24 protein-coding genes and 1 pseudogene are annotated in these 25696 nt (G+C 63.2%); 7 read left to right on the top strand and 18 right to left on the bottom strand.

What is annotated here, in order from left to right:
* The first annotated feature begins 92 nt into the window (after positions 1-92).
* A complete protein-coding gene (locus FFI94_RS20280; RefSeq protein ID WP_138869408.1) occupies positions 93-1424 on the top strand; it encodes an anaerobic C4-dicarboxylate transporter family protein in 1332 nt (443 codons plus the stop codon).
* Here FFI94_RS20280 and FFI94_RS20275 read toward each other — a convergent pair.
* Genes FFI94_RS20275 through FFI94_RS20265 form a run of 3 tightly spaced genes read right to left on the bottom strand, consistent with a single transcriptional unit; the run spans position 1421 to position 4161 of the window.
* Positions 1421-2536 carry an N-formylglutamate amidohydrolase gene (locus FFI94_RS20275; protein WP_260684216.1) on the bottom strand — a complete coding sequence of 372 codons (1116 nt, stop codon included), beginning with the start codon at positions 2534-2536 and terminating at the stop codon, positions 1421-1423. The genes FFI94_RS20280 and FFI94_RS20275 overlap by 4 nt on opposite strands.
* 38 nt (positions 2537-2574) lie before the next feature.
* Complete coding sequence (locus tag FFI94_RS20270) at positions 2575-3570, bottom strand: acyl-CoA dehydrogenase family protein (protein ID WP_397495574.1); 996 nt, start codon at positions 3568-3570, stop codon at positions 2575-2577.
* Positions 3571-3597: 27 nt separating this feature from the next.
* Positions 3598-4161 carry a helix-turn-helix domain-containing protein gene (locus FFI94_RS20265; protein ID WP_138869406.1) on the bottom strand — a complete coding sequence of 188 codons (564 nt, stop codon included), beginning with the start codon at positions 4159-4161 and terminating at the stop codon, positions 3598-3600.
* 147 nt (positions 4162-4308) lie between these two features.
* Between FFI94_RS20265 and FFI94_RS20260 the strand changes: the two genes are divergently transcribed.
* The 3 genes and pseudogenes from FFI94_RS20260 (at position 4309) to FFI94_RS20250 (ending at position 7528) form a co-directional block, all read left to right on the top strand.
* Positions 4309-5700, top strand: a complete 1392-nt coding sequence (locus FFI94_RS20260) for a uracil-xanthine permease family protein (RefSeq protein WP_138869405.1) — start codon at positions 4309-4311, stop codon at positions 5698-5700.
* Positions 5681-6746 (top strand): annotated as a pseudogene (locus FFI94_RS20255) (isopenicillin N synthase family dioxygenase). The gene FFI94_RS20260 and the pseudogene FFI94_RS20255 overlap by 20 nt, the downstream one beginning before the upstream one ends.
* On the top strand, positions 6743-7528 hold the full coding sequence (locus FFI94_RS20250; RefSeq protein WP_138869404.1) for an alpha/beta fold hydrolase: 786 nt from the start codon (positions 6743-6745) through the stop codon (positions 7526-7528). The pseudogene FFI94_RS20255 and the gene FFI94_RS20250 overlap by 4 nt, the downstream one beginning before the upstream one ends.
* Here the strand turns inward: FFI94_RS20250 and FFI94_RS20245 are convergent.
* Together FFI94_RS20245 and FFI94_RS20240 are read right to left on the bottom strand one after the other, a co-directional pair.
* A complete protein-coding gene (locus tag FFI94_RS20245) occupies positions 7479-8984 on the bottom strand; it encodes an aldehyde dehydrogenase family protein (protein ID WP_138869403.1) in 1506 nt (501 codons plus the stop codon). The genes FFI94_RS20250 and FFI94_RS20245 overlap by 50 nt on opposite strands.
* The gene (locus FFI94_RS20240; protein ID WP_138869402.1) at positions 8981-10237 is read right to left on the bottom strand and encodes a VOC family protein; all 1257 of its coding nucleotides are present in this window, start codon (positions 10235-10237) and stop codon (positions 8981-8983) included. The genes FFI94_RS20245 and FFI94_RS20240 overlap by 4 nt, the downstream gene beginning before the upstream one ends.
* Before the next feature lie 30 nt (positions 10238-10267).
* Here FFI94_RS20240 and FFI94_RS20235 point away from each other — a divergent pair, with 30 nt between their 5' ends.
* Both FFI94_RS20235 and lat read left to right on the top strand, forming a co-directional pair.
* Positions 10268-10729: an Lrp/AsnC family transcriptional regulator gene (locus FFI94_RS20235; protein WP_138869401.1), complete on the top strand. Its 462-nt coding sequence runs from the start codon at positions 10268-10270 to the stop codon at positions 10727-10729.
* 65 nt (positions 10730-10794) lie between these two features.
* A complete protein-coding gene (gene lat, locus FFI94_RS20230) occupies positions 10795-12129 on the top strand; it encodes an L-lysine 6-transaminase (RefSeq protein ID WP_138869400.1) in 1335 nt (444 codons plus the stop codon).
* Here lat and FFI94_RS20225 read toward each other — a convergent pair.
* The 6 genes from FFI94_RS20225 to uraD are packed head-to-tail and all read right to left on the bottom strand — an operon-like array spanning position 12114 to position 18792.
* The gene (locus tag FFI94_RS20225; RefSeq protein WP_138869399.1) at positions 12114-14810 is read right to left on the bottom strand and encodes a molybdopterin cofactor-binding domain-containing protein; all 2697 of its coding nucleotides are present in this window, start codon (positions 14808-14810) and stop codon (positions 12114-12116) included. The two genes, lat and FFI94_RS20225, sit on opposite strands and share 16 nt — an antisense overlap.
* A complete protein-coding gene (locus tag FFI94_RS20220) occupies positions 14807-15613 on the bottom strand; it encodes an FAD binding domain-containing protein (RefSeq protein WP_138873307.1) in 807 nt (268 codons plus the stop codon). The genes FFI94_RS20225 and FFI94_RS20220 overlap by 4 nt, the downstream gene beginning before the upstream one ends.
* Positions 15614-15621: 8 nt before the next feature.
* Entirely contained in the window at positions 15622-17019 is a 1398-nt protein-coding gene (locus FFI94_RS20215) for an 8-oxoguanine deaminase (RefSeq protein WP_138869398.1), read from the bottom strand.
* Entirely contained in the window at positions 17007-17930 is a 924-nt protein-coding gene (pucL, locus tag FFI94_RS20210) for a factor-independent urate hydroxylase (RefSeq protein ID WP_138873306.1), read from the bottom strand. Before pucL ends, FFI94_RS20215 begins: the two co-directional genes overlap by 13 nt.
* 17 nt (positions 17931-17947) lie before the next feature.
* A complete protein-coding gene (gene uraH / locus FFI94_RS20205; protein ID WP_138869397.1) occupies positions 17948-18277 on the bottom strand; it encodes a hydroxyisourate hydrolase in 330 nt (109 codons plus the stop codon).
* Positions 18274-18792, bottom strand: a complete 519-nt coding sequence (uraD, locus tag FFI94_RS20200) for a 2-oxo-4-hydroxy-4-carboxy-5-ureidoimidazoline decarboxylase (RefSeq protein ID WP_138869396.1) — start codon at positions 18790-18792, stop codon at positions 18274-18276. The genes uraH and uraD overlap by 4 nt, the downstream gene beginning before the upstream one ends.
* A gap of 104 nt (positions 18793-18896) precedes the next feature.
* Between uraD and FFI94_RS20195 the strand changes: the two genes are divergently transcribed.
* On the top strand, positions 18897-19697 hold the full coding sequence (locus tag FFI94_RS20195) for a tyrosine-protein phosphatase (RefSeq protein WP_138869395.1): 801 nt from the start codon (positions 18897-18899) through the stop codon (positions 19695-19697).
* A 21-nt stretch (positions 19698-19718) separates the two neighbouring features.
* Here the strand turns inward: FFI94_RS20195 and FFI94_RS20190 are convergent, their stop codons facing one another.
* The 7 genes from FFI94_RS20190 to FFI94_RS20160 all read right to left on the bottom strand — a co-directional run bounded on the left by FFI94_RS20190 (position 19719) and on the right by FFI94_RS20160 (position 25577).
* Positions 19719-20066: a VanZ family protein gene (locus FFI94_RS20190; RefSeq protein ID WP_138869394.1), complete on the bottom strand. Its 348-nt coding sequence runs from the start codon at positions 20064-20066 to the stop codon at positions 19719-19721.
* Entirely contained in the window at positions 20063-20404 is a 342-nt protein-coding gene (locus FFI94_RS20185; protein ID WP_138869393.1) for a hypothetical protein, read from the bottom strand. The genes FFI94_RS20190 and FFI94_RS20185 overlap by 4 nt, the downstream gene beginning before the upstream one ends.
* Positions 20405-20407: 3 nt before the next feature.
* Positions 20408-20818 (bottom strand): DUF1707 domain-containing protein, encoded by a 411-nt coding sequence (locus FFI94_RS20180; RefSeq protein ID WP_138869392.1) that lies wholly within the window; start codon positions 20816-20818, stop codon positions 20408-20410.
* 83 nt (positions 20819-20901) lie between these two features.
* Positions 20902-22698, bottom strand: a complete 1797-nt coding sequence (locus FFI94_RS20175; protein ID WP_138873305.1) for an acetyl/propionyl/methylcrotonyl-CoA carboxylase subunit alpha — start codon at positions 22696-22698, stop codon at positions 20902-20904.
* Between the two features lie 140 nt (positions 22699-22838).
* Positions 22839-24251 carry a condensation domain-containing protein gene (locus FFI94_RS20170; RefSeq protein ID WP_138869391.1) on the bottom strand — a complete coding sequence of 471 codons (1413 nt, stop codon included), beginning with the start codon at positions 24249-24251 and terminating at the stop codon, positions 22839-22841.
* A 10-nt stretch (positions 24252-24261) separates the two neighbouring features.
* Complete coding sequence (locus FFI94_RS20165) at positions 24262-24678, bottom strand: SufE family protein (protein ID WP_138869390.1); 417 nt, start codon at positions 24676-24678, stop codon at positions 24262-24264.
* Entirely contained in the window at positions 24675-25577 is a 903-nt protein-coding gene (locus FFI94_RS20160; RefSeq protein WP_138869389.1) for a sulfurtransferase, read from the bottom strand. The genes FFI94_RS20165 and FFI94_RS20160 overlap by 4 nt, the downstream gene beginning before the upstream one ends.
* Between the last annotated feature and the right edge of the window lie 119 nt (positions 25578-25696).

The following is a 25696-nucleotide window of genomic DNA, read 5'->3' as shown; positions in this document are numbered from 1 at the left end:
CAGCGTGTTCAAACCTGTCGAAGACCTCAGCGGGACTATATTTTTTCTGTAATCGGGACGGTTTGGCTGTTTTTCGAGAAGGCGAGTGCCAGATGGAAGCTGTAATTATTGTTCTTGAGCTCATAGTGGTGCTCGGGGCAATCGTCATGGGCACTCGATCGAGTGGTGTTGCGCTCGGCCTGTGGGGCGGTGCGGGCGTCGCCGTCCTTGTGTTCGTGTTCGGGGAGGACGTAGGTTCGCCGCCGGTCGACGCTCTTCTGATCGTGCTGTCCGTCGTTCTCGCGTCGTCGATGATGCAGGCAGCGGGCGGTATCGACTGGATGGTCACCATCGCGGCCAAACTGATCGAATCCAGGCCCAAACAGATCACCTTGATCGCGCCATTGGTGTCGTTTCTGTTCTCGGTCGGCGCCGGAACGTCCAACATTCTGTATCCGCTGCTGCCCGTGATCTACGACGTGTCGTACAAGAACGGGGTGCGTCCTTCGCGGCCGCTGTCACTGTCCGTGGTCTCGACCGGTGTTGCGCTGGCGTGTAGCCCGGTTTCAGCGGCCATGGCGGCGATGGTGACGTTGACGGACGTGTCGCCCTACGATTTCGAGCTCATCGACATCATCAAGATCACCTTCCCGGCAGCGGTGATCGGCATCATCATCTCGTCGTTCGCGGTGAACCGTCTCGGCAAGGAATTGGCCGACGATCCTGAGGTGCAGGCAAAGCTGAAGTCCGGCGAACTGGCCGGCCCCGGCGCTGCGGCCACCACCGAACTGGTTTCGACCAAGACCGGCCGCAACGCTGCGCTGATCTTCCTCGCGGGTGTTCTGGCGATCGTGATCTTCGGACTCTTCAAGGGAATTCGCCCCGAAGCCGCCGACGGCTCTCCGCTGGGAATGACCCCGATCATCGAGATGCTGATGTTCCTGGTCGGAACCCTCATCCTGCTCGTGTGCAGGCCCAACGTTGCCGACGTTCCGACATCGACGGTGTTCCGCGCCGGTATGGTCTCGGCGATTGCACTGTTCGGTCTCGCGTGGCTCACCGATACGTTCATCAGCGCTCACTTGGAACTGATCACCAGCACCGTTGGCGACTTGGTCAGCGCCGCACCGTGGATCTTCGCGCTCGGTGTCTTCCTGGTGTGTGTGCTCACCACCAGCCAGTCGACCGCTACCAGGACCATTGTGCCGATCGGACTCGCGGCCGGTATCGCCCCTGGCCTGCTCACCGGTATGTGGGCCGGAGCGTTTGCCGGTATCTATCTGCTGCCCACAAACGGTTCGCAGATCGCGGCCGCGAACTTCGACCTCTCCGGCAGCACGAAGCTCGGTACCAAGCTCGTTGACCACTCGTTCTTCCTGCCGACGATAATCCTGGCCGTGACCACGATTATCGCCGGCGCGATATTCGGAGTGGTGCTCGGCTAGCTGTCGCGGTAGTGGTCCCAGCTCGCCTTGCACGCGTGGGCGAGCTGGTCCACCCGCTCCGGATCGGAGTTCGGCCAGTCGACGCCCGGTTCCATGATGTGCGCGGCGAGGGCATCGCCGAGCAGGAATTCGCGTTTGAACTCTGCCTGCACGGCGCTGAGTGTGATGCCGGCAGCATCCGCGCGTGCCGACTGCTCGGCGAATCGCGCACCCGCTGCGATGATCTCGAAGCTGCCGAGATACGGCTGATTGAGTGCGACGGCGCCCGGATCGTCGACGTGAAATCCCTTGCGATGTGCGGCCGCGAGCGCTCGAATGAGTTCGGGGTCCATTGTCACGGGATTGTCGCCGCGTCGATTGCCGTCGTGATCACCGCGATTGGACAGTGCCACAACGTCAGGGAGCCGATCCTCCTCGGGGCGAAGCACATTGACGGCACCGTCTCGCCGGGTGGTGTGGTTCATCGTGTCGTGGAATGACAAGGTTGCGAAGGATCGACCCAGCTCGAAACTCTTCTCCGTCATGGATTCGATCAGAGCGTCACGAGTTGTTTCGTAGACTCGCAAACCGTGTTCGGCTGTCTCGGTGAACGTGTCGGCCAGACGCTTCCATCCTGCGTCGTCGGTCGGTTCCAGCAGCAACGGGTAGAAGGAGAACGTGACGGGGCGGACGGCGTCGACACCCGTGAGGTCGACCTTGTTACCCGCTCCAGCTTCATGAACACGTGCAAATGCTTCGCGCAGTGAGGCTTCCAGATTTTCCGGTTTCGCGCGATTGGGGTCGCGGATCATGCGCGGATGAGGATTCTCCACGTACACGATGCGCGGATCGATCTCGGCCCACCGACGCACGATCGCGCTGGTCGACATGTCGGTGAAATCGAACTGCAGGCGCCTGGTGAACTCGGGTGCCAGAAACTCGGCGAGCTCTTCCGGGATGGCCGAACCCGAATGCGGGCAGCTCACAAGAAGATCGGCGCCCGCGATCGCGTCGTCGAGTGTGCGTGATTCACGATCGGAGTAGAACGTCAGATCGTCCGGAGTGAAGATGGTTCCGGCCGGAATGAGTACAGGTGCACCGTCGTTCGCAAGACTGTTCATGACACTGTTCATGACACCGAGCGTAATCCAGGGCGGCGGGGTGCACTCGGCTAATCGCGCAGGCGTTCGACCAGGGCAGTCTTGATGCCGGGGCGGGTGGCGGCTACCAGTGTGAAGGTGGCTTCACGCATCAGACGTTCGGCTGTGTTGCTGCCCACCAGCGAGCGAGAGCCGGTGGCGGTGACGAGAGCCGCGGCTACTCGGACTGCGAGCTCGGAGGCCCCGGCGCGGGCGGCAGACATGTCGGCGTTGCCCGCCAGGGCACTGTCGAGGTGTGCACGCGCCAGTTCGGCTTGGCCGTGGAACGGTTCCGCGTCGACTCCGAGATCCGCCAACTCTGCCATTGCGCGCCGCGCGACCCCCATCGCCATGGCTCCGTTGAACCACAGGCCGGGCAGTTGACTGTTCTGGAACTGCTCGTCGTCGACAACTGCGGTGACGCGGGTGTCGGGGACGGCAAAACCGTCGAAAGCTATTCGGACGGTGTTGCTTCCGCGAGCGGCGATCAGGGGGAGTTCTTCGATCGACAGGCCGAGGGTGTCGGTTGCCTGGACAACCGAGTGGACGATGGAATTGTCGAATTCGTCGCGGGCGGATACGAGAAGAACGTCGACTATTCCCCAACCGGTGACAAACGGGGCTATCCCGTCGAGGACGTATCCGTGATCGACGCGGCGCGCCCACAACAGTGGAGGTCGGGGGATGGCGCCGGCGTAGGCCACACCACCCTGGAGTTCTCCGCTGACGAGCCCGTCCCAGTACTGCTCGTGCAATGCGGTGTTGGTGGTCGATGCCAAGGCGCCGACGACGCCGTGATGCTGCATCCAGGTGAATGCGGTCGCGAGGCAACCGCCGCACAGTGTTTCGACAACCTCGACAAGCTCGGCCGCCGATGGTCCGTCCTCGCCCAGCGCGGCCAGACCGTAGAACCCGTCGGCCGCGAGCGCGTCGAAATGACTGCTGGGAATTTCGCCGTCCGCGTCGACGCTGTCGGCGACGGGGAACAGAACGGTATCGGCGATCTCGCGCGCAAGTTCCGGCCACATGGTCACTGCTTCAGGGTATGCGGTGTGTCAGAAGGACGGGGGAGAACTCACGATCAGGAACCGAGCAATTCGATCGGTTCGGTTGAACCACCGATGAGGAATGGTCGCCGCGTACAGCAGTGTGTCCCCGACGTTCAGACGATGCCGTTCGTCCAGACCGACCTCGACGTCGACAGTCCCCTCGAGAACGTGAATGAACTCCTCGCCGGCATGTTCGGTGTGCTCACCCGCTTCGGAGTGCGGCCCGGCCGTGATTTCGTTCGGCTCCATGGTGTGCGACCCGGTGGAACAGAATCGGATCGAAGAATCGTGGGCCAGTTCGAACTTTCGCCCCTCATTCGCCCGCACCAGGCTGGACGGCGTGCGCTCGCCTTGGGCGAGAAGCGCGTGAGCGGTAGTGCCCAGCGATTGTGCGAGTCGGTGCAGATTCATCACACTCGGTACTGCGCGGCCGTTCTCGGTCTGACTCAGAAATGGCTGTGAGAGACCGGATTTCATTGCAACCTCGCGCATGGTCAATCCGGCTTCCTTGCGCGCGTGACGCACTGCTGTTCCGATTGCCGTTGCGATCGCCACTTGGTCGTCGTCCATGTGCTGAACATAGCAGTGCCGAGGCGGCGCTTTCGAGCGGAGAATTTCATTACATGCGCGAAACAAAATTGACCACAGTAAGAAATTATCGACCTGCTCAATAGGGCAGTACACAAAACACTCCCAGCTACGGACGGAGATCGGCGCATGGCCATCCATCCAGTCGACGAGCGGTTGCCCTTTGCCCGCCAGTCAGCTTTTGCTCTTCAGCACGTCCTGATCATGTACACAGGCTGCATCACGGTACCGCTGGTGTTCGGTGCGGCCGTGGGCCTGGACCGTAGCACCGTTGCCATGCTGATCAGCGCCGATCTGCTTGTTGCCGGCATTATCACCATCATTCAGAGCCTGGGCGTGGGGAAGGTTGCGGGCGTACGACTTCCGATCGTCTGCGGCGCTACGTTTGCCGGCCTGACACCGATGATTCTCATCGCCCAGGAATACGGATTGCAGGCCGTGTACGGCTCCATGCTGGTCGGTGGTGTGGTCGGAATCGCGCTGGCAGTACCGTTTGCCAAGATCGTTCGTTACTTCCCGCCACTCGTCACCGGAGTGGTTCTGACAGTGATCGGCATCTCGCTGATCGGCGTCGCCGGTGGTCTGATCGTCGGAAACGATCCCACCGCAGCGTCGTTCGCAGATCCTAAGAATCTCGCGCTGGCCGCGGCGGTCGTTGCGATCGCAGTCGGTTTCATCTGCCTCGGACGCGGTATGTGGACACAGCTGGGAGTGCTGATCGCGCTGGTCATCGGCACCGTGATCGCCATTCCGATGGGCCTGATCGACCTTGGTGGTGTATCCGGTTCCGCGTGGGTCGGTATTCCCATGCCCTTCCACTTCGGAGCACCCGAGTTCCCGGTCACCGCAGTGGTGGCCATGAGCATCGTCATGGCAGTCGTCTTCGCAGAATCGACAGCCAGCATGTTGGCGGTCAGTGAGATCACCGGAAAGCCCTTGAAGAAAGCGGATTTGGCGCGCGGCCTGGTGGCCGACGGAATGTCCGGAGTGCTCGGCGGAATCTTCAACGCCTTTGTCGACACCGTGTTCTCGCAGAACGTCGGCGCGGTTGCGACCACTCGCGTGTACAGCCGATACGTCACCGCTACCAGCGGCGCCATCCTCATTGTTCTCGGACTGATCCCACGAATGGGTGAAGTTGTTGCAGCACTGCCTGATCCGGTGGTGGGCGGCGTCGGCATCATCTTGTTCTCCACGGTTGCCGTTGTCGGCATCAACACACTCCGCAAGGTTGATCTCAGCGACCCGATCAATACGACCATTGCCGCGGTCTCCGTCGGAATCGGTCTCCTTCCCGAATTCGCGGAAGGAATGTTCGAGAAGTTCCCGTCGTCGGCGCAGATCCTGCTCGGTAGCGGAATCACTCTGGCGGCGGCGTCCGCCTTCACACTCAACTTGCTGTTCAATCACACACGACTGGGCGAACTCGCCCGCAGTTCACGCGAGAGTTTGCCCGGATCACCAGCAGTCGCGCAATCCCCGGTCAATACAGGAGACACCAATGTCGCAGTCACCGTCTGACTCCTTCGAAGTTCCCGTCATCGATATTTCCCCCTACGTTCTGGGCGGTACACCGCAGGAGCGGGCCCGCGTAGCCGCGGAGATCGACGACGCGTGCAGCAGAGTGGGATTCATCCAGATTCGGGGTCATGGAATTCCCGCGGGAGCAGCGGCCGGTCTCGCCGCAGCGATGGACGATTTTTTTTGCGCTGCCGATGGCGGCCAAGAACGAGTACCGCGTTGCCGGAGCTAACCGCGGGTACAGCCCACCCAAGAGCGAATCGCTGAGTCTGAGTCTCGGAGTGGAATCCGCGACCCGAATGAACGATTTTTTCGAGGCGTTCAACATCGGCATCGAGGCACGGTCGTTCACCGATCTTGATCTCTCCGAGGCGGATTACGGTACCAATGTCTGGCCGGACGTCGACGAATTCCGGGAACGAATCGAGTCGTACTACACCCATGCCGCCCGAGTGGCCCGCACACTGACAACAATTTTCGACGACGCGCTCGGCCTGGCGCCCGGATTTTTCGACTCGATTACCGACCACTCGATCGACGTGCTGAGAATGAACAACTACGCGTTGCCCGCGGGGACAGTGACGTTGGACGGGGAGCTGAAGGGGATGGGTGAGCACACCGACTTCGGGCTTGTCACCGTGCTGTGGGCCGATCAGGTCGAGGGGCTGCAAGTGCTCGGGAGCGACCAGAGGTGGCACGACGTGTGGCCGGAAGACGATGCGCTACTGGTCAATCTGGGTGATCTGACAGCGCAGCTGACGAACGACCGCTGGATGTCGACGCTGCACCGCGTTGCGCCTCCCGTCGTGAACGGCACTATCAAGCGTCGTCGGTCCGCCGCGTTCTTCCACGACGGCAACGTCGATGCCGTGATCGAAACTCTGCCGAGCTTCTTCGATGAGTCCGGGCTGGCCTACGAACCTGTCTCCGTTCGTGATCACATCAAGGCCAAACTGGCCGGATCGCGTCAGGGTAAGTCCAACACCGCCGCCGGGCGCGAAGCGGAGCGAGTTCGCGTCGCAGCGCAGCTGGAGGCGACGTCGTGAGTGCTCGCAATCTTGTTCTGGTCCATGGTGCGTGGGCCGGAGGCTGGGTCTGGGACTCGATGCTGGAACCGCTGCGAGAGCAAGGGTTCAACCCGGTAGTGGTCACTCTGCCCGGGGTCGGTGTTCTCGACAAGGACGCTGTCGTCGACTTGGACACGGTGACCGATCACGTTGTTGCGGTCCTCGATTCACTGGACGGACCGGCACTGCTGGTCGGTCACTCGGGTGGCGGCATAGTGGTGTCGCAGGTTGCGGAGCGCGTTCCCGCGGCAGTTGCGGGAATCGTGTACGTCGCCGGGATGATGCTGCCGTCCGGCATGGATTTCGGCATGCTGTGCAACGAACTGGAATTGCCCGCGCCCGTCGGGATCTCACGATGGGTGGTCAGTGCCGATGACGGGTTCTCCAGCGTGGTTCCGCCCGAAGCCGGTGCCGCGGTGTTCTTCCACGAGGCGCCGGTCGCCGACGCGATCGCCGCGGCCCGCCAACTTGTTCCCCAACAGGAAACCGCCCGCCTGATGGCACCGACGATCACCCCCGAGCGCTTCGGAACGGTTGCTCGCCTGTACGTCGAATGCACGCTGGACCGTACGGTTCCGATCGAGACGCAGCGGGGAATGCAGCAGCGAGTGCCCGGCGCGAGCGTGGTGAGCCTCGAAACCGATCATGCACCGCAGCTGTCGGCGCGCGCCGAATTGGTTCGCGCAATCACCGAATTCGCCGGGGACGCGCTCAGCCGAACTCGACGCCTTGAGCCAGTGGCAGTTGGTTCGAGTAGTTGATCGTGTTGGTTGCGCGGCGCATGTACGCCTTCCAGGCGTCGGAACCCGATTCGCGTCCGCCACCGGTGTCCTTCTCACCGCCGAAGGCGCCACCGATCTCGGCACCCGACGTACCGATGTTGACGTTGGCAATACCACAATCGGAACCGTCAGCAGCGAGGAACCGTTCGGCTTCCCGCTGGTCGAGCGTGAAAATCGAGGATGAAAGCCCCTGCGGTACAGCATTGTGGAGTGCGATGGCGTCGTCGAACTCGCGGTAGGTGACGACGTAGAGGATCGGTGCAAAGGTTTCGGTGTGCATGATCTCGCTCTGCGTCGGCATCCGAACCAGAGCCGGGCGCACATAGCAGCCGGTTTCGCCCACGCGCTCACCGCCGCACACGACGGTGCCGCCGCTCGACTGCGCGGCGGTGAGCGCGGACTGCATCGCTTCGAATGCGACGTCGTTGATCAGTGGCCCGACCAGGACGCCGTCGTCGAACGGATTACCTACCCGCAGTTGCGCGTAGGCGGAAGAAATTTTTGCGACCAGCTCGTCGGCAATCGATTCGTGAACGATCAACCGGCGCAGCGACGTACACCGCTGCCCGGCAGTTCCGGCCGCCGAGAAGACAATTCCGCGGACTGCGAGATCAAGATCAGCTGACGGGGTGACAACGGCGGCGTTGTTCCCGCCCAGTTCGAGCAGGCTCCGTCCGAACCTCGCGGCCACGCGCGGCGCCACCTCGCGCCCCATGCGAACCGACCCGGTAGCACTCACCAGAGCGACCTGCGGATTGTCCACCAGGGCTGCGCCGACGTCGCGTCCACCGATCACGAGTTGGTGAACGTCGTGTGGGGCGTCGCAGTCAGCGAGGGCGCGTCTGATCAAGGTATGACACGCAAGCGCCGTCAAGGGAGTGGTCTCGGACGGCTTCCAGACCACGGTGTCACCGCACACCAGGGCAATTGCCGTGTTCCACGACCAGACCGCGACCGGGAAGTTGAAGGCCGAGATGACACCGACAACACCGATCGGATGCCACGTCTCCATCAGTCTGTGCCCTGGCCGTTCCGAAGGCATTGTCCGCCCGTAGAGTTGACGTGAGAGACCAACCGCGAACTCGCAGATGTCGATCATTTCCTGCACCTCGCCAAGTGCTTCCGACGAGATCTTGCCGGCCTCGAGGGTGACGAGTTCCGCGAGATCAGCCTTGTGCTCGCTCAGTAGGCGGCCGAGTTGCCGCACGACGCCGCCGCGAATCGGCGCGGGAACTGTGCGCCAGTCCGCGAACGCATCATGTGCTGCGGCAACCGCGCTGTGGACATCGTTCGCGGAATGTTGTTCCAGAGTGCGAAGTTCGGTGCCCGTAATCGGGGTGCGAGCCGTCAGGTTGCCGGCGGGCCACTCGGCTCCGCACCGAGCGAGCGCAGCGCGGGCGCGCTCGGTGAGAGCAGAGGGATCGGGAAGGTTCACGGGTGAGTCCTTTCACGGGAGGCGTCCTGCTGCGTGCGGTACAACTCGAAAGGGTCGAGGATGCGGCGTCCGATCGCTACCTCCAGTCGATCCTGCCCGTAATCGGCGCCGTCCGCATCGGAAACGAACCCGCCGGGCGAATCGAGGTTGGACGCAAAGATCCCGGCGGCCGACGCCGGCAAGAAGTCCTCGTAGACGATAGGTTCCCGAATGATCGTCGAGCCGTCACGTCGGTAGGTGAAATATGCCAGTCCGGCGTCCGCAAGACCGTCCTCGGTGGCGGGAAAAGCATCCTCCCATACCGCCGTCTCGGGGGACGAGATGAGAGCGTCGTAGATATCGCGGCCTGTGCGGGTCAACGCTATCCCGCGAGCCTCGACTTCGCCGAAGCGCACCCGGACGGGGACATCATGCACCGAGCCGTCGGGTTCTCGGAACGGGCGGTTCTCCGCCAACGCCCGAAACGAGGTCTGCCGCAGCAGGAGTGGTGGTCCAGCCCATCGCGGTGGTCCCTGAATACGGTCGATCATGGTGATACCGCGCTCGGTCATACGCCGGTACAGCTCGTCGATGTCGAGGACGCGCGGGGTGAGATGGTTGAGGTGGGTCGAGCTTTGGCCCGCGATATCTGCGGCAACGGGGGAGATGCGCGCAAGTTCTCGGTACCAGGGCGCGTCGATCGGCTCGGTTCCGAGGCGGAAGGCGCGTGTGGCGGCGTCGACAAAATGTGTGGCCTGTGGCTCCGGCAACCCGTTATCGCGCTGGGCGGCAGCGGCCAGGCGAAGCAGTTCGGGGGAGAAGAGCGACCGGGTGTCGAGGTACGCGGTGATACGGCGCTGGAGATCGGCGCTGAAGAAGCGCGTGTCTCCCGTCGCGAGCACCGAGGTGAAGACGCGGAACGGATTCAACGCGAGTTCTTCCGGATCCGTGGGACGGAACGCGGTCGAGACGACGGGAACGGGGGGATCGGTGAGCCTGAGATCGTAGAACCCCACGGCAGACATCCCGAGAGCGTCGAAGATCACCGCGACGTCACGCAGTTCGCCGAGAGTGCCCAGCCGGATCGCGCCGTGCCGTTCCGCACTGATCCGGCCCAGGGTTCCCCAGCGCTCCGATCCAGGATGAGCGGCGGTGTAATCCCGATTGACCTGCCGTGTTACGTCGACCAGGGTGTTGTATGCGGGAACCTCGTTGCCGTACATCCGCGAAAGCTCGGCGGCGAACCGAGAACGTAACTGCCACTTTTCAAGCATGTGTATGTCCGGTTACGTTAATCTTCGCGGGTGGGTGACGAACAGAATGACGGCGGTATTCCTCCGGTCGACGACACGGACAAGTTGTTGATTCGAGAGCTCGTTGTGGACGGGCGTGCCACTTTGGCGAGTCTTGCCGACAAAGCGGGATTGTCGATCTCGGCTGTGCAATCGCGGGTGCGTCGGCTTGAATCGCGTAACGTGATCCGGGGATACTCGGCCAAGATCGATCCGGAAGCCGTAGGTCAGAATCTATCGGCATTTGTCGCGATCTCCCCTCTGGACCCTTCTCAGCCCGACGATGCGCCGGCCAGGCTTCGGCACTTGCCCCAAGTGGTGTCCTGCCACTCGGTAGCCGGGGCCGAAAGCTACGTGCTCCTGGTTCGGGTCGCCTCGCCTCGGGCGTTGGAGGCGTTGTTGCAGGAGATCCGGACGGCGGCCAATGTGAGCACCCGTAGTACGGTCATTCTTCAAACATTTTACGACGAATGACCAATCTGCAGTAATTTTTCCATCGAATCATCGACATGGCAATAATTTTGACTTAATCTTTGCGTATGAGTACCGCGACGCAAGGCTTCGGCGGCAGTGCGGATTTCCCGGTGTTCGAGGTTCTGTCCGCCAGTATTCTCACGGACGGATTTGATCTGGTTCTCGATCTCGAGCGCTCACACGGTGTGTATCTACGAGATCTCCGCACCGGTGTCGACTATCTGGACATGTTCGGGTTCTTCGGGTCATCCGCGCTCGGAATGAACCATCCCGACGTCGCCGATGACGAGGCGTTCGCGCGCGAATTGGCAATGGTTGCAGCAAACAAACCGAGCAATTCCGACATCTACAGCGTGGCTATGGCTCGATTCGTCGAGGCCTTCGTCCGGGTGCTTGGCGACCCGGCGTTGCCGCACCTGTTTTTTGTCGACGGTGGCGCACTTGCTGTGGAGAACGCGCTCAAAGTGGCGTTCGACTGGAAGAGCAGGCTGAACGAAAGTGCCGGGCGCTCACCGGATCTCGGGACCAAAGTCCTGCATTTGACCGAGGCGTTCCACGGGCGCAGTGGCTATACGATGTCGCTTACCAATACGGATCCGGGAAAGGTTGCCCGCTTCCCCAAGTTCGACTGGCCGCGGATCGACTCGCCGTATCTCGCGGACGGACGTGACGTCGAGGCAGTCGAGCAAGGCAGCCTGGCGCAGGCCCGCCGCGCATTTCACGAGAATCCGCACGACATCGCCTGTTTCATCGCCGAACCCATCCAGGGAGAGGGCGGTGACCACCATTTCCGGCCGCAGTTTCTCCAGGCAATGCAGGACATGTGCCACGAGAACGACACCTTGTTTGTCCTCGACGAAGTGCAGACCGGGTGCGGAACAACCGGAACTGCCTGGGCCTACCAGCAATTGGGGTTGACGCCGGACGTCGTTGCCTTCGGGAAGAAGACTCAAGTCTGCGGCATCATGGCCGGCGGCCGTGTCGACGAAGTGCCGGACAACGTCTTCCACGTCAGCTCGCGAATCAACTCGACCTGGGGCGGCAATCTCACCGACATGGTGCGCGCCCGGCGTATTTTCGAAGTCATCGAACGCGACCGATTGATCGACCGGGTTCGATTCACCGGCGCGCACCTCCTTGCGCGGCTGACCGCGACGAGCGAGATGTTCGACGACGTCACCGAACCCCGCGGGCGCGGCCTGCTGTGCGCTATCACCCTGAGCAGTAGCGACTTACGCGACCGAGTGGTGGCCGAACTGCGCGAGAACGAGCATGTTCTCGTCCTGCCGAGCGGGCGGCGGGGAATCCGGTTCCGTCCACCGCTGACCGTGACAACCGGTGAGTTGGACGCAGCGGTGGACGCGATCGAGCGGGTCTTGCGGGCTTACGAGGTGAGCTGAGCCCAGATCCGATCCGGTGTCATGGGAGTGGCACGGCACCGAACACCCACCGCGTCGAAGATGGCATTGGCCAGCGCCGGGGCAACGGGATTGAACGGCGCTTCGCTCATGGACTTGGCGCCGAATGGTCCCAACTTGTCGTAAGTGTCGGCAAAAAGTACCTCCGTGATCGGGAGATCAGCCAACTGCGGAACGTGATAGTTGCGCAGTTGCGGATTCACCACGCGCCCGTCCTCTATGACGATTTCCTCGAACAGTGCCGCGCCGAGTGCTTGTCCCACACCACCTTCCACCTGACCACGCAATTGCGCCGGGTTCAGCACGGTACCGGCGTCAGCGGCCTGGACCGACTGCAGAATGACCACCCGGCCCGTTGCGGTATCCACCGCGACCCGAAATCCGTGGACGTTGAACGCCACCGACCGCGGCGAGCCGTCGTGGTGCCCGTCCGCCGCGAGCGGTCCGCCGTCGAGGAGCGCCGGGAATCCGATGAGATCGGTTGTGGTGGTGACGCCGTCCGCGGTGAGTTCGACCGCATGCCCACCCATGGACTGTGCGCGTGCGAGTATCCGATCGCGCAGGCGCTCGCACGCGATCTGGAGAGCCTTGCCCGCCACGACCGTGCCGGCCGAGCCGAAGGCCCCGGTGTCGTGTCCGCCGATATCGGTGTCGGATTGAGCGATCACAATGCGATCCACCGTGGTGCGCAACTCGGTGGCGGCTATCTGGTGATGCACTGTTGTTGTCCCGTTACCGAATTCGGCTGTGCCGATCCGAACCACGTACCGCCCGTCGGATTCGAGGGTGACCGTGGTGTCGGCAAAATGTCCGCGGGGCGGGATCGTGGCGATCATCGCGACAGCCATGCCCTGCCCGGTTCGCCATCGGTGTCCGTCGGGCGACGGCAGTCCTCGTCCACTCGACAGCGCGCGCTCGACCAGGTCAAGACACTGGTCGAGACCGTAACTTCCGAACTCGAGGTCGCCGTCCTCGACGTGCCAGTCCACGAAGTCGTCTCCCGGAACCACCACGTTGCGCCGACGGAATTCGAACGGGTCGATACCGACTTTCCGAGCAAGCTGATCCATCGCGGATTCGACGGCAAAGATGATCTGCCCCAGGCCGTAGCCGCGGAACGCACCAGACGGCACGTTGTTCGTGTACACCGCCTCGGCGTCGACGCGTTTGTTCGGGCAACGGTAGACGGCAATCGATTCCGCGCAGCCGTGGAACATCACTCCGACCGAATGATTGCCGTACGCCCCGGCGTCGGAGAGGACGTCGATCGCCAGCGCGCTCAGACGGCCGTGCTCGTCAGCGCCCAGCCGGACAGACACCCGCATGGGATGCCGCGACGGGGCCGTCGTGAACTGATCGCTGCGGCTGAACTCGTACTGGACCGGCCGCTGGGTCTTCCGGACGGCAAGGGCAACCAGGTCCTCGGTCAGCATTTCCTGCTTGCCGCCGAAACCGCCGCCCACACGCGCGGTGAACACACGGACTTCCTCGCGGGCGAGACCGAAGATGTGCGCCAGCTCGTCGCGAACCAGGAACGGCACCTGCGTGCTGCTGCGAATGACAAGCCGGCCACCTGAGTCCAGCCAGCCCACCGCGGCGTGGGTTTCCATGGCGACATGCTGAACGCGAGCAGTCTGCCAGGTGCCTTCGACGACGGCAGCGGATGCACGGAGCGCTTTCTCGACATCGCCCACGCCGTCGTGCAGGGCGGCGACGACGTTGCGCGCCGGCTCGGCGATACGCGCAGCAACATCCTTGTCCGCGTGCAGAAGCGGCGCGCCGGGCGAGCGCGCCGGCTCGGGATCGAACACCGCGGCGCGAACCTCGAAGTCGACCTCGATCAATGCCAATGCACGCTGCGCGTCCCGCGGTGTTTCTGCGATGACGGCGGCAACTCGCTGACCGATGAAACGCACGGTGCGGTCGAAGATGCGGGTGTCGTCCGGGTCGTCGCTGCGGTCCTGATGGCGTGCCGTGGAAAAGAGAACATCCGGGCTGTCGAGATAGGTCAGGATGGCAACGACGCCGGGCGCGGACTGCGCTGCCGCAGTGTTGATGTTCTTGATGTATGCATGGGGGTGTGGGCTGCTGAGGACCGCCGCGTGTGTCAGGCCGGACGGGACGTCGCCTTCGGCCAGATCCAGCGTGAAAGGTTCCGTTCCGGTGACGATTCGACTCGATGCCGGGGCCGCAACCGAACGTCCCTGCGCCGCGTCGCGATCCACGTTTTCGATGTTCTTCGTTCCAGCCAAGGCGTCGCGGATCGAGCGATATCCTGTGCAGCGGCACAGGTTTCCCTTCATCGACTGCGGCAGGTTCGCCTTCTGTGCACACGTGAGCGCCGACGCCGTCACGACCATGCCTGCGGTGCAGAAACCACACTGAAATCCGCCGGCGTCGACAAACGCCTGTTGCGTCGGGTGCAGAGCACCTTCGGTGCCGAGTCCGGTTGCGGTCACAATCTCGTGTCCGCCGACGCGGTGCGCCGGGAAGATGCACGAATGGGTCGGGGTGCCGTCCAGCAGCACCGAACACGCGCCGCAATCTCCGGCGTCGCAGCCTTTCTTGACGGACGTGGTGCCGTGCTCGCGCAGGAACGTCCGCAAACACTGTCCCGGACGCGGTTCGTCGTCGCGGGGAACCCCGTCGACGGAGTACTTCATGTGAGTTCCTCCCTGACCTCTTCGGCCAGTAGTGCTGTCATCGACTCGCGCCAGGGGGCGCTGCCGTGGACGTCCGTGAAAAATTCGTCGTTCGGAATCAGGCGTAGTGATTCGGCCAGTTCCGCAGCGGTCGGGTGCGCGTCGAATCGCAAGACGTGGGGTCGCTGCGTCGCTGCTGTGACACTGAGCGTGAAGCCCGCGACGTCTTTTCGGCCCGCCACGACAACCGCAGACCGCCCGAGCGAGGTCTGAGCCAGCTTGCGTAGCGCGGTGCGCGCGAGCAGCGACCGGGTGGGGAGCGTGATGCTCCGAATGATCTCGCCGACGGCCAGCGAGTTCGTGCCGTTCCCGGTCACAAAATCCTTCACGGCCACTCGGTACTCACGCCCGCACGGACTCCAGACGGTCAGTTCGCCATCGAGAGTGACGGCCATCGTTGTCATGGCGCCGGCGGGAAACGACAGTGCGATATTTCCGCCGACGGTGGCGTGGCGCAACACTTTCCACGATGCCAATAGTGCGTCCGCGCAGTCCCGAAACAACTGTGCGGCCCGGAACTGCCCCGAGAGTTCCGAGCGGCACAGCTCTTCGATCGTGCACGTCGCGGCGATTTCGAGGCCGCGCTCGTTGACGATGAGCGGTTCCCAGCCGAAACCGGCCAGATCGACAAGAGTGCTCAGATGGGGTTGCGGTTCCGAGTACAGCCAGGTGCCGCCCCCGATGAATCCGACACCGGTCGACGGACCGGGAAGATCGGTCCGCGTGGCCGGTACCAGAACCTGATCGACGGTGTGCAGATCCATTGCGTCGCTCACCCGGCCTTTCGCACCAGGTCGAGGTGTGCGCGAGCGACGTCCGATGCGACGACGTCCTCGTCGATTGTGGTTACCCGATCGCCTGCGACAACAACCGCTCCGTTCACCATCAGCAGTTTCAGTGGTGGTGTCGAGCCGAGTACCAATGCCGCGACCGGGTCGGTGATTCCGGTGTGCGCGAGTGTGTTCAGATCCCACACCGCGAGGTCGGCCAGTTTTCCCACTTCGAGGGAGCCGATCTCGTGCTCACGGCCGAGAACCCGCGCGCCCCCGATTGTCCCGAGTTCCAGTGCGGTGCGAACCGTCAGAGCCTGGGGGCCGCCGCGTGCGCGGGCGAAAAGCAGGGCGTGACGTGATTCCTCGACCAGACTGCACGCCTCGTTGCTGGCTGCGCCGTCGACTCCGAGCCCGATCGTGACGCCGGCGTCGAGTAATTCGCGGGTGCGGGCTATCCCGGCGCCGAGTCGCGCATTGGACGTAGGGCAGTGTGCCGCAGCGGTTCCCGTGCGTGCCATCGTTTCAATCGCGGAATCGTCGAGGTGGACGGCGTGCGCGAACCACACGTCCGGGCCGACCCAACCGACTCGCTCCATGTACTCCATCGGAGTACATCCGAACAGTTCTGCGCAGAAGTCCTGCTCATCCAGGGTCTCCGCCAAATGCGTGTGCATCCGGACGCCGGCCTCGCGGGCCAGAACCGCGGACTCCCGGAGTAACGCCTCGGTGACCGAGAACGGGGAGCATGGCGCCACCGCGATTCGCAGCATCGAATCGGGGCTGGGGTCGTGCCACCGGTCGATGACGGATGCGGTGCCTGCGAGGATGTCGTCCAGCTTTTCCACCACGTGATCGGGTGGTAGTCCACCAGAACTCTGCCCGAGGTCCATCGACCCACGAGTCGGATGGAATCGCAGACCAACCTGAGCTGCCGCCGTGATCTCCGCTTCGAACACGTCACCGGCATCGCGTGGAACCACGTAGTGATGATCGGTGGTGGTGGTGCATCCCGTTTTTGCCAACGCAGCGAGGCCACCGGTCGCGGCTGTGTGCACGGCGTCGGCGTCGATGCCCGCCCAGATCGGGTACAGGGTGGTCAGCCACTGGAACAACGTCGAATCGGCAGCCAGGCCGCGAGTGATCCACTGGTACAGATGGTGGTGGGTGTTCACCAGACCCGGCGTGACGAGGCAACCGCGGGCGTCGACGGTCTGTGCCCCGGGAAACTCCGGGGCGGGCCCGCGCCCGATGGCGCTGATCGTGTTCCCGGTGACGGCGACGTATCCGTCGGTGAATTCGGTGCGGGCGCCGTCCATCGTGACGACGTGCGCACCCGTGATGACGAAGTCGGTCACGGAGTTTGCACTGTTGATGACGAAGTCGGTCACGAAAGCCATCCGGCGTAGGTGGTCCACGACGGGCCGGCGTCCGGCGCGTCCGAGCGGCTGACGGCAGCCTGGATCAGACCGTACGGGCGATCCGCGGCATGGAACACCTCGTTGTCGTTCTCGATTCCGAAACGGCCGAGCGCGTAATCGAAGTGATGCTTGTTGGGTGCGGACAACCGCACCTCGGCAATGATCGGGAACTCCTCGAGGATTGCCTTGGCGATCTGAAAAAGTGTCTGCTGCAGTGCAAGTGAGTGCACCGTCGCGAACTGCTTGACGATTTGGGCCTTGACGGCGACGTACACCGCTTCCCAGTCGACGTCGGTGGTGACAAATCGCCACTGCGCCACCAGCGTCGTGGCCATGACGCGGTCCTGCGTGGGTTCGAGGACGGTGTACGGGTCCTGCAGGAACCCGGAGAACTCACTGCCGGTGGACTTGAGCAGAACCAGGTCCTTCAGGCCGCCGATCACCCAGGTTCCGGTGTCGTCGTGCGTGATCGAGGCGGTGCGCACTTCCTGGCCCTTACGAATCCACGTGTGATCGTGCTCGGCGCCGTCGACCACCGCGCGCTCCCAGGCGTACTCCTCGATCTCGATCCGGGCGCCCGTCACCGGTTCGATGTCGTCGACAAAATGCGATGCGAGTTCGAGTCCGTACGACTCGATCGAGATCAGCCCCTTCTCCTTGGCGTACGCGTATGCGGTCTGCTTCTGCGTGTCGGTGGGAAGCACCTTCGACTGATCACCGGTGAGATACGCATCGGCGAAATCGCCTCGCAGACAAGTGGAGACGTTGACGTCGTGAATCTCGTGGCGAGGGGTGTCGCGGTAGATCCGGACTACCCGGTTCTCGGCTTTGCCGTACTGATGCCCCGTGAGTTCGATGGTTCCGGAGAGCGGTGCGGCGGTCGTGTTGATGGTGTTCACAGTGGTTCTCAGCTTCCGCGATAGGTGGAATAGGCAAAGGGGGACAGCAACAGCGGGACGTGATACCCACGGCTCGTGTTGTCGATCCGGAAGGTCACTGTCACTTCCGGATAGAAGGATTCCTGTCCGATCGACTCGAAATATGTTCCGGTGTCGAAGATCAGGCGGTAGATGCCGGGAGTCAGGCCGGCTGTGGCAAGTTCGGCGACCCGGCCGTCGGAGTCGGTCTCGGCCTGCGAAATCGGTGAACCGTCCGACGCACAGAGCTGGACGTGGACACCCTGCGCCGGGTTGCCGGTTGTCGAATCGAGGACGTGCGTACTCAGTACCTTGCTCATGCGTCATCTCCGGACAACGAGTCGATCAGACGAGTGAGTCTGATGCGATTGATAGCGGCCAACTCGATTCGTAGCACGCGGCGTTCGGTCTCCGGGTCGTTTCCCAGGCGCTTGCCGAGAACGTCGAGAAGTTCGGTGGCCGACCGGCCGCTCGCACAGACCAGATAGACGTGCGCGAACTTGCCCTCGTACTCGGCGTTCTTGATCCGCAACTGCTCGAGAACGTCGTCGCCGGCGGTGGATACCGCGGCCTGTTCCCGGCTCGACGACGCACTATCGGTGCGCTCACCGATACGAGGGTGCCCCGCGAGGGCCTTGTCGATCTCTGATTCGGGTAGGTCGCGCAGCACGGAATCCGCGCACTCCAGCAGAGCGTCGACGCTCTCGAAAGGCCGCGCCGCCGCGAGCGCGCCCGCCCAGGAGTCCGAGTGACAGCATTCGAGCAGTGCCGACGCCGCCGACTGGTCAGCGAGTGCGTTGAACGCATCGAGACCACTGGAATTCGTTGTAGGCATGTCCACAGCATTATCCGAACATGTTTCGGAAATGTAGCGCAGCAATTACGGGAGATCGCTCAGTCGCAATTGTCCTGTGCACCATGGTGAGTATCTTCATAGACATGACTGACAATCCCCGGCCGTCCTCCGTTGTTCCTTCCCTGGCGAACCTGCGCGACATCGGGGGACCGGAGTGTCGATTCGGCGGTTCGGTGCGAACCGGCGCGGTGTACCGCTCTACCGATCTGGCGTCACTCGACGCAGAAGGAGAGAAAACGCTGGCCGACTTGGCAGTCACCACGATCTACGACCTGCGAACCGCCTCCGAGCGTGAAACAGCACCAGACCGGACGCCGGCCGGAATCCGGGAACTCGGACTGGACGTATTGGCGGACAAGCAGTATCGAGCCATCCCCGCCCAGATGCAGCAGATGATCGCGGATCCGCGGGCCGCGTCGGAGTTGCTGGGAAGCGGTCAGGCGCTCGAGTACTTCGAGGGCAGCTACCGCGATTTCGTGACCTTGCCAAGCGCGGTGGCGTCGTACCGCCAGTTGTTCCTCGATCTGGCAGAGCCGTCGAGTGCGCCGGCACTCATCCACTGCACGACGGGGAAAGACCGGACGGGATGGGCCGCGGCGGCGCTGCTGCTCTTCCTCGGCGCGTCGAAGGACGCGGTGTTCGAGGACTACCTGCTGACCAACACGATCCTGCTTCCACTGTTCGCGCCGCTCTTCGAGAAATTTGCCGCCTCGGGTGGGAACCCGACGCTGCTCGAAGGTGTCCTGGGGGTACGGCCGGAGTACCTGGAGGCGTCACTGGCCGAAGTGGAATCGGTGCACGGTTCCATCGAGTCGTACTTCACGGACGGATTGAAGATCGACCAGGACACCCAGACTCGCTTGCGCAGCAACCTGATCGGCTGATCTCGGGTCAAACGGCGCGGGTCAGACGGCGCGGGCCCGTCGCCGGTATCCCACCGCCGCGGCGATCCCGATGCCGATCGCGATACCGACCAGATCCGCGGCCGCGTCCCACACCGAGCCTGAACGCGAAATCGGCAACACACCCTGCAGGACTTCGGATACCGCGGCAAAGGCGATCAGCCACAGCGCCGTGAGCCACCAGGGGATTCGGGCGTACAACGACGTCATCGCCAGAACGACGAACATCACCGTATGGGTGACCTTGTCGCTGTTCTCCGGCCCGGACGGAACGGTGGAGCCGGGAGAGAACAGCATGATCAACGCGATGACCACGGCTATCGCCAGTGGCCAGTACCGGTGGTTCTTCACTGCTGCGTCACGCTCAGATCCAGTGCACCTTCGGCGAACCTCGCGACGGCAGCACACGCCGTCGTGAGAGCGTCGTCGTGACCGGTCCTCGCCCAACCGTCGAGGGTGGCAGTGGGGGCGTGCGGCGTCAGGACGACCTCCGCGAGAAGCTCACCGGTGTTGGGTTGGCACACCGCCCACGAGTAGACGCTGTTTTCACGCCACTGAGCGCTCCGCTGACCGACGTATTCGGGGTCGGTGATACCGCCGTCGGCAAGCGCCGGTCTGTCGTCGACACGCTCGTCTGCGCGCAACGCTCGCAGATACCACGCGCCCGCGTTGATTTCTATCGGGTCCATGAATCAGGAATTCCTGTCGTCGCGACGTTTTTTCTTGCGTGCCTTCTTGCGTTCGGCGTCCGTCCCGAACAGCAGGGCACCGGCCAGGGGGATAGCAAGAAACCACAGCCACGTGCCGGTGACGAAGAAGAGGATGAGGGCAAGAATCGGGATGACCGCCATGATGCGACCGGACCAGTCGGGGTCGAATTTCCGGGCCGCGGGAGCAGTGTCTACCGCTGGAGTCGGCACCGTACCTGGCAGGTCCTGGAACACCGGGGTCAGTTCGCTGCGGGTGGTTGCCGCAGTGACGATTGCGCTGCGCTCGTCGAACTCGGAGACAGTGAGGCGACCGGCGGCAAAGTGCTCGCTCAGGAGCGAGAGCGCTTGTTCGCGTTCAGTGGTACCGATACGAATGTCGGGAACGTCAGCCATGGCTACAGACTAGTGGCCGGAAACGACTGTGCGCCTTCTCGGTAGTGGGAAACTACCGAGAAGGCGCACAGAGGCAGATGGTCTTACTTCAGTTCTGCGAGAACCGTTCCCTGCGTGATGGCTGCGCCGGCCTCGACGGACAGTCCGGTGACGATACCGGCCTTGTGCGCGTTGACGGGGTTTTCCATCTTCATGGCCTCGAGGACAGCGATGAGGTCGCCTTCGGCAACTTCCTGGCCTTCGGTGACGGCAACCTTGACGACGGTGCCCTGCATCGGAGCGGTGACGGCGTCACCGGATGCTGCGCCGCCGCCCGCGCCGCCGCGCTTGCGTGCCTTCGGCTTCTTGCGGATGGCACCGGATGCCGCGCCGCCGCCGTTGCCGAGCGAGAACTGACCCGGGAGGGAAACCTCGACACGACGTCCACCGACCTCGACGACAACGTTCTGACGCGGCAGAGCCTCGTCCTCGTCGTCGACAGGAGCACCGGAACCGGCGTACGGCTCGATGGTGTTTTCCCAGTCGGTTTCGATCCACTTGGTGTAGATGTCGAACTTCTCGCCGTCACCGACGAATGCCGGGTTCTCGACGATGTGGCGGTGGAACGGGAGGACGGTCGCGAGGCCGTCGATCTCGAACTCGGCCAACGCGCGCGAAGCCCGCTGGAGAGCTTCTTCGCGGGTGGCTCCCGTAACGATGAGCTTGGCGAGCATGGAGTCGAACTGTCCGCCGATGACGTCGCCGGCGACAACACCGGAGTCGACGCGAACGCCGGGGCCCGTGGGCTCGCGGTAGACGGAGACCGGGCCGGGAGCAGGCATGAAGCCGCGGCCGGCATCTTCACCGTTGATGCGGAACTCGAAGGAGTGTCCACGCGGGGTGGGATCTTCCTTGATGGAGAGTTCTTCGCCGTTGGCGATGAGGAACTGCTGACGCACGAGGTCGATGCCCGCGGTCTCTTCCGTGACCGGGTGCTCGACCTGCAGGCGCGTGTTGACCTCGAGGAAGGAGATGGTGTCGCCCTGAACCAGGTACTCGACCGTTCCGGCGCCGTAGTAGCCGGCTTCCTTGCAGATGGCCTTCGCGGACGCGTGGATGCGTGCGCGCTGGTCGTCCGTCAGGAAGGGGGCCGGAGCCTCTTCGACGAGCTTCTGGAAGCGACGCTGCAGCGAGCAGTCGCGGGTACCGGCGACAACGACGTTGCCGTGCTGGTCGGCGATGACCTGAGCTTCGACGTGGCGGGCCTTGTCGAGGTACTGCTCGACGAAGCACTCACCGCGACCGAAAGCGGCGATGGCCTCACGCGTAGCGGATTCGAAGAGCTCGGGGATTTCCTCGATGGTCTGCGCGACCTTCATGCCGCGTCCACCGCCGCCGAAGGCAGCCTTGATCGCGACCGGGACACCGAACTCCTTGGCGAACGCGACAACCTCGTCGGCGCCCTTGACCGGGTCCTTGGTGCCGGCTGCCATGGGAGCCTTGGCGCGCTCTGCGATGTGGCGAGCGGTGACCTTGTCGCCGAGGTCGCGGATGGACTGCGGTGACGGACCGATCCAGATCAGGTTCGCGTCGATGACGGCCTGCGCGAAGTCGGCGTTCTCGGAGAGGAAACCGTAGCCCGGGTGGATGGCGTCTGCACCGGACTTACGGGCAGCGTCGAGGATCTTGTCGAATACGAGGTAGGACTCGGCGGACGTCTGTCCACCGAGGGCAAACGCCTCGTCTGCGAGCTTTACGAACTGTGCGTTGGCATCGGGTTCGGCGTAGACAGCGACGCTGCCGTAGCCGGCGTCCTTGGCTGCCCGAATGACCCGCACCGCGATCTCACCGCGGTTCGCGACAAGCACCTTCGTAATGTGCGCGCTGGCATGACTGGGCACTGAGCCTCCTGTAGTTCGCATTATCTGTCTCCTCCGGTGTATTCACGAGGGGTCACCGTCGAAGTCTTACTGGCATCGTTTTGGAGTGTATTCACTGCTTCGATGCAGGTTGCAACCGGATCGGTCTACCTGGACCTGGCTCATGAAACGGTTTGCAAAGCTACCGGTGAGTAGCCGGGAGCGTCGATTGTAGGGTTCTTCTCTTCGTTGCCTGCGACCGATTCCTCGATCGCTCGACGGAACGCTGCCACATACCTGTGCACCGACGAGTTCGCGGTGTCGTTGTTGGGATAGCGCACGGCAAGATTGAGGCCCTGTGGGGTTCGATTGATCCAGAGGTAGACGTCATGGGTGTATGCCTTGCTGCGCAGCGCTCGTGCTTTCCATTCGGGCCACTGCGCCGCTTCAGGGACAAATCGAACATCCATGTAGGACACCACAAATCGAGGCCGGATCGGAGTTCCGAGTTTCTCTCCGATGCGATCGAACGGTATCGCCGCGGCTGGTTTGCGCGCGGACATCGATGCCGCCGCGCGCTCGGCGAGAGTGTCGAACGAAAGCTCCGAATCAACCGCGATGTCGAGTGGACACAAACCGACGAACCACCCCAGCGCGCCGGCCCATTCCTGAGCGGTACGAGTGTGGATCGGCGTCACGACCCGGAATCGATCAACGCCCGCGACATCGTGTCCGACGGCTGCCAGACGGCTGAGCAGTCCCGCGAAGTAGCCCACCCCGCTCGCGGCGCACCTGGCGCTGAACGCCTTCGATTGATCGGTATCGAGAAGCCACGTCGACAGCCCGTTCTGCGACTCGGTTCCCCGGTCGCCGATAGGCAGCGGAAACTGGGGGAGTCCGCTGCCTGCCAGGGCCTCACGCCAGACATCGAGAGCAGCGTCTTCGGCATCCTGATCGGCCATCTGTTCGCGTTCCTGAGCCCCGAAATCGACATAACTGCCGACCGGGAACAAGTTGGCAGGCTGACCGGTCAGATTCTCGCGATACAGCGACGCGATCTCGTGAGCGATCAAGACGATGGAAAAACCGTCGATGATCGAATGATCGGCCGCGAAGAATACTGTGAACGGGGCGTCGTCGCTTCGCGGAGTGAGAGTCGCGAAGACGTACGACGGCCAACTGTGCGGCGACGCAAACTCGTCGAACAGACGGTGCAGGTGCTCGAAGTTGACCTGGCTCGGCGAGTTGTATCCGTGGTCGACAACACCGATATCGATCCCGTTCACGGGAACCGTGTGCCGAGTGATCTCACCCGACTCCGTATCGAGCGACGTGTGCGAGCGCAGAACCTCGTGTCGATCGATCCACTGCTGCAGAGTAGTTCGGAAGGCGTCGAGGTCGAGCGGCCCCGGGATCTCGAAAGCTGTTCCCAGCCAAGATTGTTCGCCGGCGCCCGCGGACGAGCGCTGCAGGTGTGCCTCATGGATGTACGACGCCGGCCGCGGATCAGGAGTCCATTGACCGGTTGCGCACGGAAGCCATTCGACGAGCGATCCACTGGGAATCGCGTAGTCGGCAAGTTCGGTGAATTCCATGTTCTTGTGTTCAGCCCCGCAAGCGGCGCTTGATACGCGCGAGCATCGCGGACATGCCGCGCAGGCGAAGGGGACTGACTGCTTCCGCGAGGCCGAGTGCCGAGTAGAAATCGTCGGGAACCGCAAGGATCGCGTCGGCGCTCTGCCCGTCGAGGCCCTGGGCCAGGATGGAGGCAAAACCGCGAGTGGTGGGAGCTTCGGCAGGCGCGCTGAAATACAGACGGACCTTGTCACGATCGGAATCGTCCACCGAAAGGAACAGCGGCGACTGGCATTCGGGAACGGGTTCCATGGCGTCTTGTTCGAGCTCGGCCGGCAGCGGTGGCAACTCGCGACTGAACTCGAGAAGAAGAGTGAGCTTGTCCGAGGTGCCGACGGCTGCGAAGTCGTCGACGATCTCCGCCAGTGGCTCCGGCAATCCGCTCATGCCGATACTCCGGCGGGAACGTCTCCGGGCTCTTCGCCGACAGCGATCGGAACACGCACGGCGTTGCCCCACTCGGTCCAGGAACCGTCGTAGTTGCGGACGTCGGGGTACCCGAGGAGGTGGGTGAGGACAAACCACGTGTGGCTCGACCGCTCGCCGATACGGCAGTACGCCACGATCTTGTCTTCGCGTGACAGATCGCCGTAGATCTCGTCGAGTTCCGCGCGGGTGCGGAACCGGCTGTCGGGTGCTGCGGCCTTGGCCCACGGAATGCTCCGGGCGCTGGGGATATGACCGCCGCGCAGCGCACCCTCTTCCGGGTAATCGGGCATATGGGTGCGCTCGCCGGTGTACTCCTGCGGCGACCGCACATCGATCAGCGGGCCGTCACCGAGATGCGCCAGGACATCGTCCTTGAAGGCGCGGATAGGAGCGTCGTTGCGCGGGATCACCGGATAACCGGTGGAGGTGGCAAAGGGGACGTCGAACGACGTGTCGCGGTTCTCCGCGATCCACACGTCGCGACCGCCGTCGAGCAGACGGACGTCCTCATGGCCGAACAGCGTGAACACCCACAGCGCGTATGCCGCCCACCAGTTGCTCTTGTCGCCGTAGATGACCACGGTGTCGTCGCGGCTGATGCCCTTGCGATTCATCAGCTCGGCAAAGGCCTCGCCGTCGATGTAATCGCGCGTGACTCGATCGTTGAGGTCGAGGTGCCAGTCGATCTTGACTGCGCCGGGGATGTGCCCGATGTCGTAGAGCAGCACGTCCTCGTCGGATTCGACCACCTTCAGTCCCGGCGCACCGATATTTGCCGACAGCCATTCAGTGGAGACCAACCGGTCGGGATTACTGAACTCGGCAAACGCGGGTGAAGGATCGGGGGCAACGGGCACGGGTGGCTCCTGTAAGGCGAATCGATCGGGTCGATAGACGGACTTCAACGATTCTAGGCGCTCCCCGCGTGAGAGTCGCTCGAACGAGTGCGTGGGCACCTGCTCGCGCTGCCCACGCA

The organism is Rhodococcus sp. KBS0724, from assembly GCF_005938745.2.
In the GTDB taxonomy this organism is placed as follows: Bacteria; Actinomycetota; Actinomycetes; order Mycobacteriales; family Mycobacteriaceae; genus Rhodococcus_F.
Note: the sequence above shows the minus strand (reverse complement) of the source record. Positions and strands in the feature narration are given on the sequence as shown.

What these genes read in the sequence shown, in the direction of transcription:
- FFI94_RS20240 (WP_138869402.1), bottom strand. Translation starts at nt 10,237, where the DNA reads ATGCTTGAAAAGTGGCAGTTACGTTCTCGGTTCGCCGCCGAGCTTTCG.
- lat (WP_138869400.1), top strand. Translation starts at nt 10,795, where the DNA reads ATGAGTACCGCGACGCAAGGCTTCGGCGGCAGTGCGGATTTCCCGGTG.
- FFI94_RS20170 (WP_138869391.1), bottom strand. Translation starts at nt 24,251, where the DNA reads ATGGAATTCACCGAACTTGCCGACTACGCGATTCCCAGTGGATCGCTC.
- FFI94_RS20215 (WP_138869398.1), bottom strand. Translation starts at nt 17,019, where the DNA reads ATGGCTTTCGTGACCGACTTCGTCATCAACAGTGCAAACTCCGTGACC.
- FFI94_RS20185 (WP_138869393.1), bottom strand. Translation starts at nt 20,404, where the DNA reads ATGGACCCGATAGAAATCAACGCGGGCGCGTGGTATCTGCGAGCGTTG.
- FFI94_RS20275 (WP_260684216.1), bottom strand. Translation starts at nt 2,536, where the DNA reads ATGAACAGTGTCATGAACAGTCTTGCGAACGACGGTGCACCTGTACTC.
- FFI94_RS20165 (WP_138869390.1), bottom strand. Translation starts at nt 24,678, where the DNA reads ATGAGCGGATTGCCGGAGCCACTGGCGGAGATCGTCGACGACTTCGCA.
- FFI94_RS20265 (WP_138869406.1), bottom strand. Translation starts at nt 4,161, where the DNA reads ATGGACGACGACCAAGTGGCGATCGCAACGGCAATCGGAACAGCAGTG.
- uraD (WP_138869396.1), bottom strand. Translation starts at nt 18,792, where the DNA reads ATGCCTACAACGAATTCCAGTGGTCTCGATGCGTTCAACGCACTCGCT.
- FFI94_RS20280 (WP_138869408.1), top strand. Translation starts at nt 93, where the DNA reads ATGGAAGCTGTAATTATTGTTCTTGAGCTCATAGTGGTGCTCGGGGCA.
- FFI94_RS20220 (WP_138873307.1), bottom strand. Translation starts at nt 15,613, where the DNA reads ATGGATCTGCACACCGTCGATCAGGTTCTGGTACCGGCCACGCGGACC.
- uraH (WP_138869397.1), bottom strand. Translation starts at nt 18,277, where the DNA reads ATGAGCAAGGTACTGAGTACGCACGTCCTCGATTCGACAACCGGCAAC.
- FFI94_RS20195 (WP_138869395.1), top strand. Translation starts at nt 18,897, where the DNA reads ATGACTGACAATCCCCGGCCGTCCTCCGTTGTTCCTTCCCTGGCGAAC.
- FFI94_RS20180 (WP_138869392.1), bottom strand. Translation starts at nt 20,818, where the DNA reads ATGGCTGACGTTCCCGACATTCGTATCGGTACCACTGAACGCGAACAA.
- FFI94_RS20225 (WP_138869399.1), bottom strand. Translation starts at nt 14,810, where the DNA reads ATGAAGTACTCCGTCGACGGGGTTCCCCGCGACGACGAACCGCGTCCG.
- FFI94_RS20260 (WP_138869405.1), top strand. Translation starts at nt 4,309, where the DNA reads ATGGCCATCCATCCAGTCGACGAGCGGTTGCCCTTTGCCCGCCAGTCA.
- FFI94_RS20270 (WP_397495574.1), bottom strand. Translation starts at nt 3,570, where the DNA reads ATGTGGCCGGAACTTGCGCGCGAGATCGCCGATACCGTTCTGTTCCCC.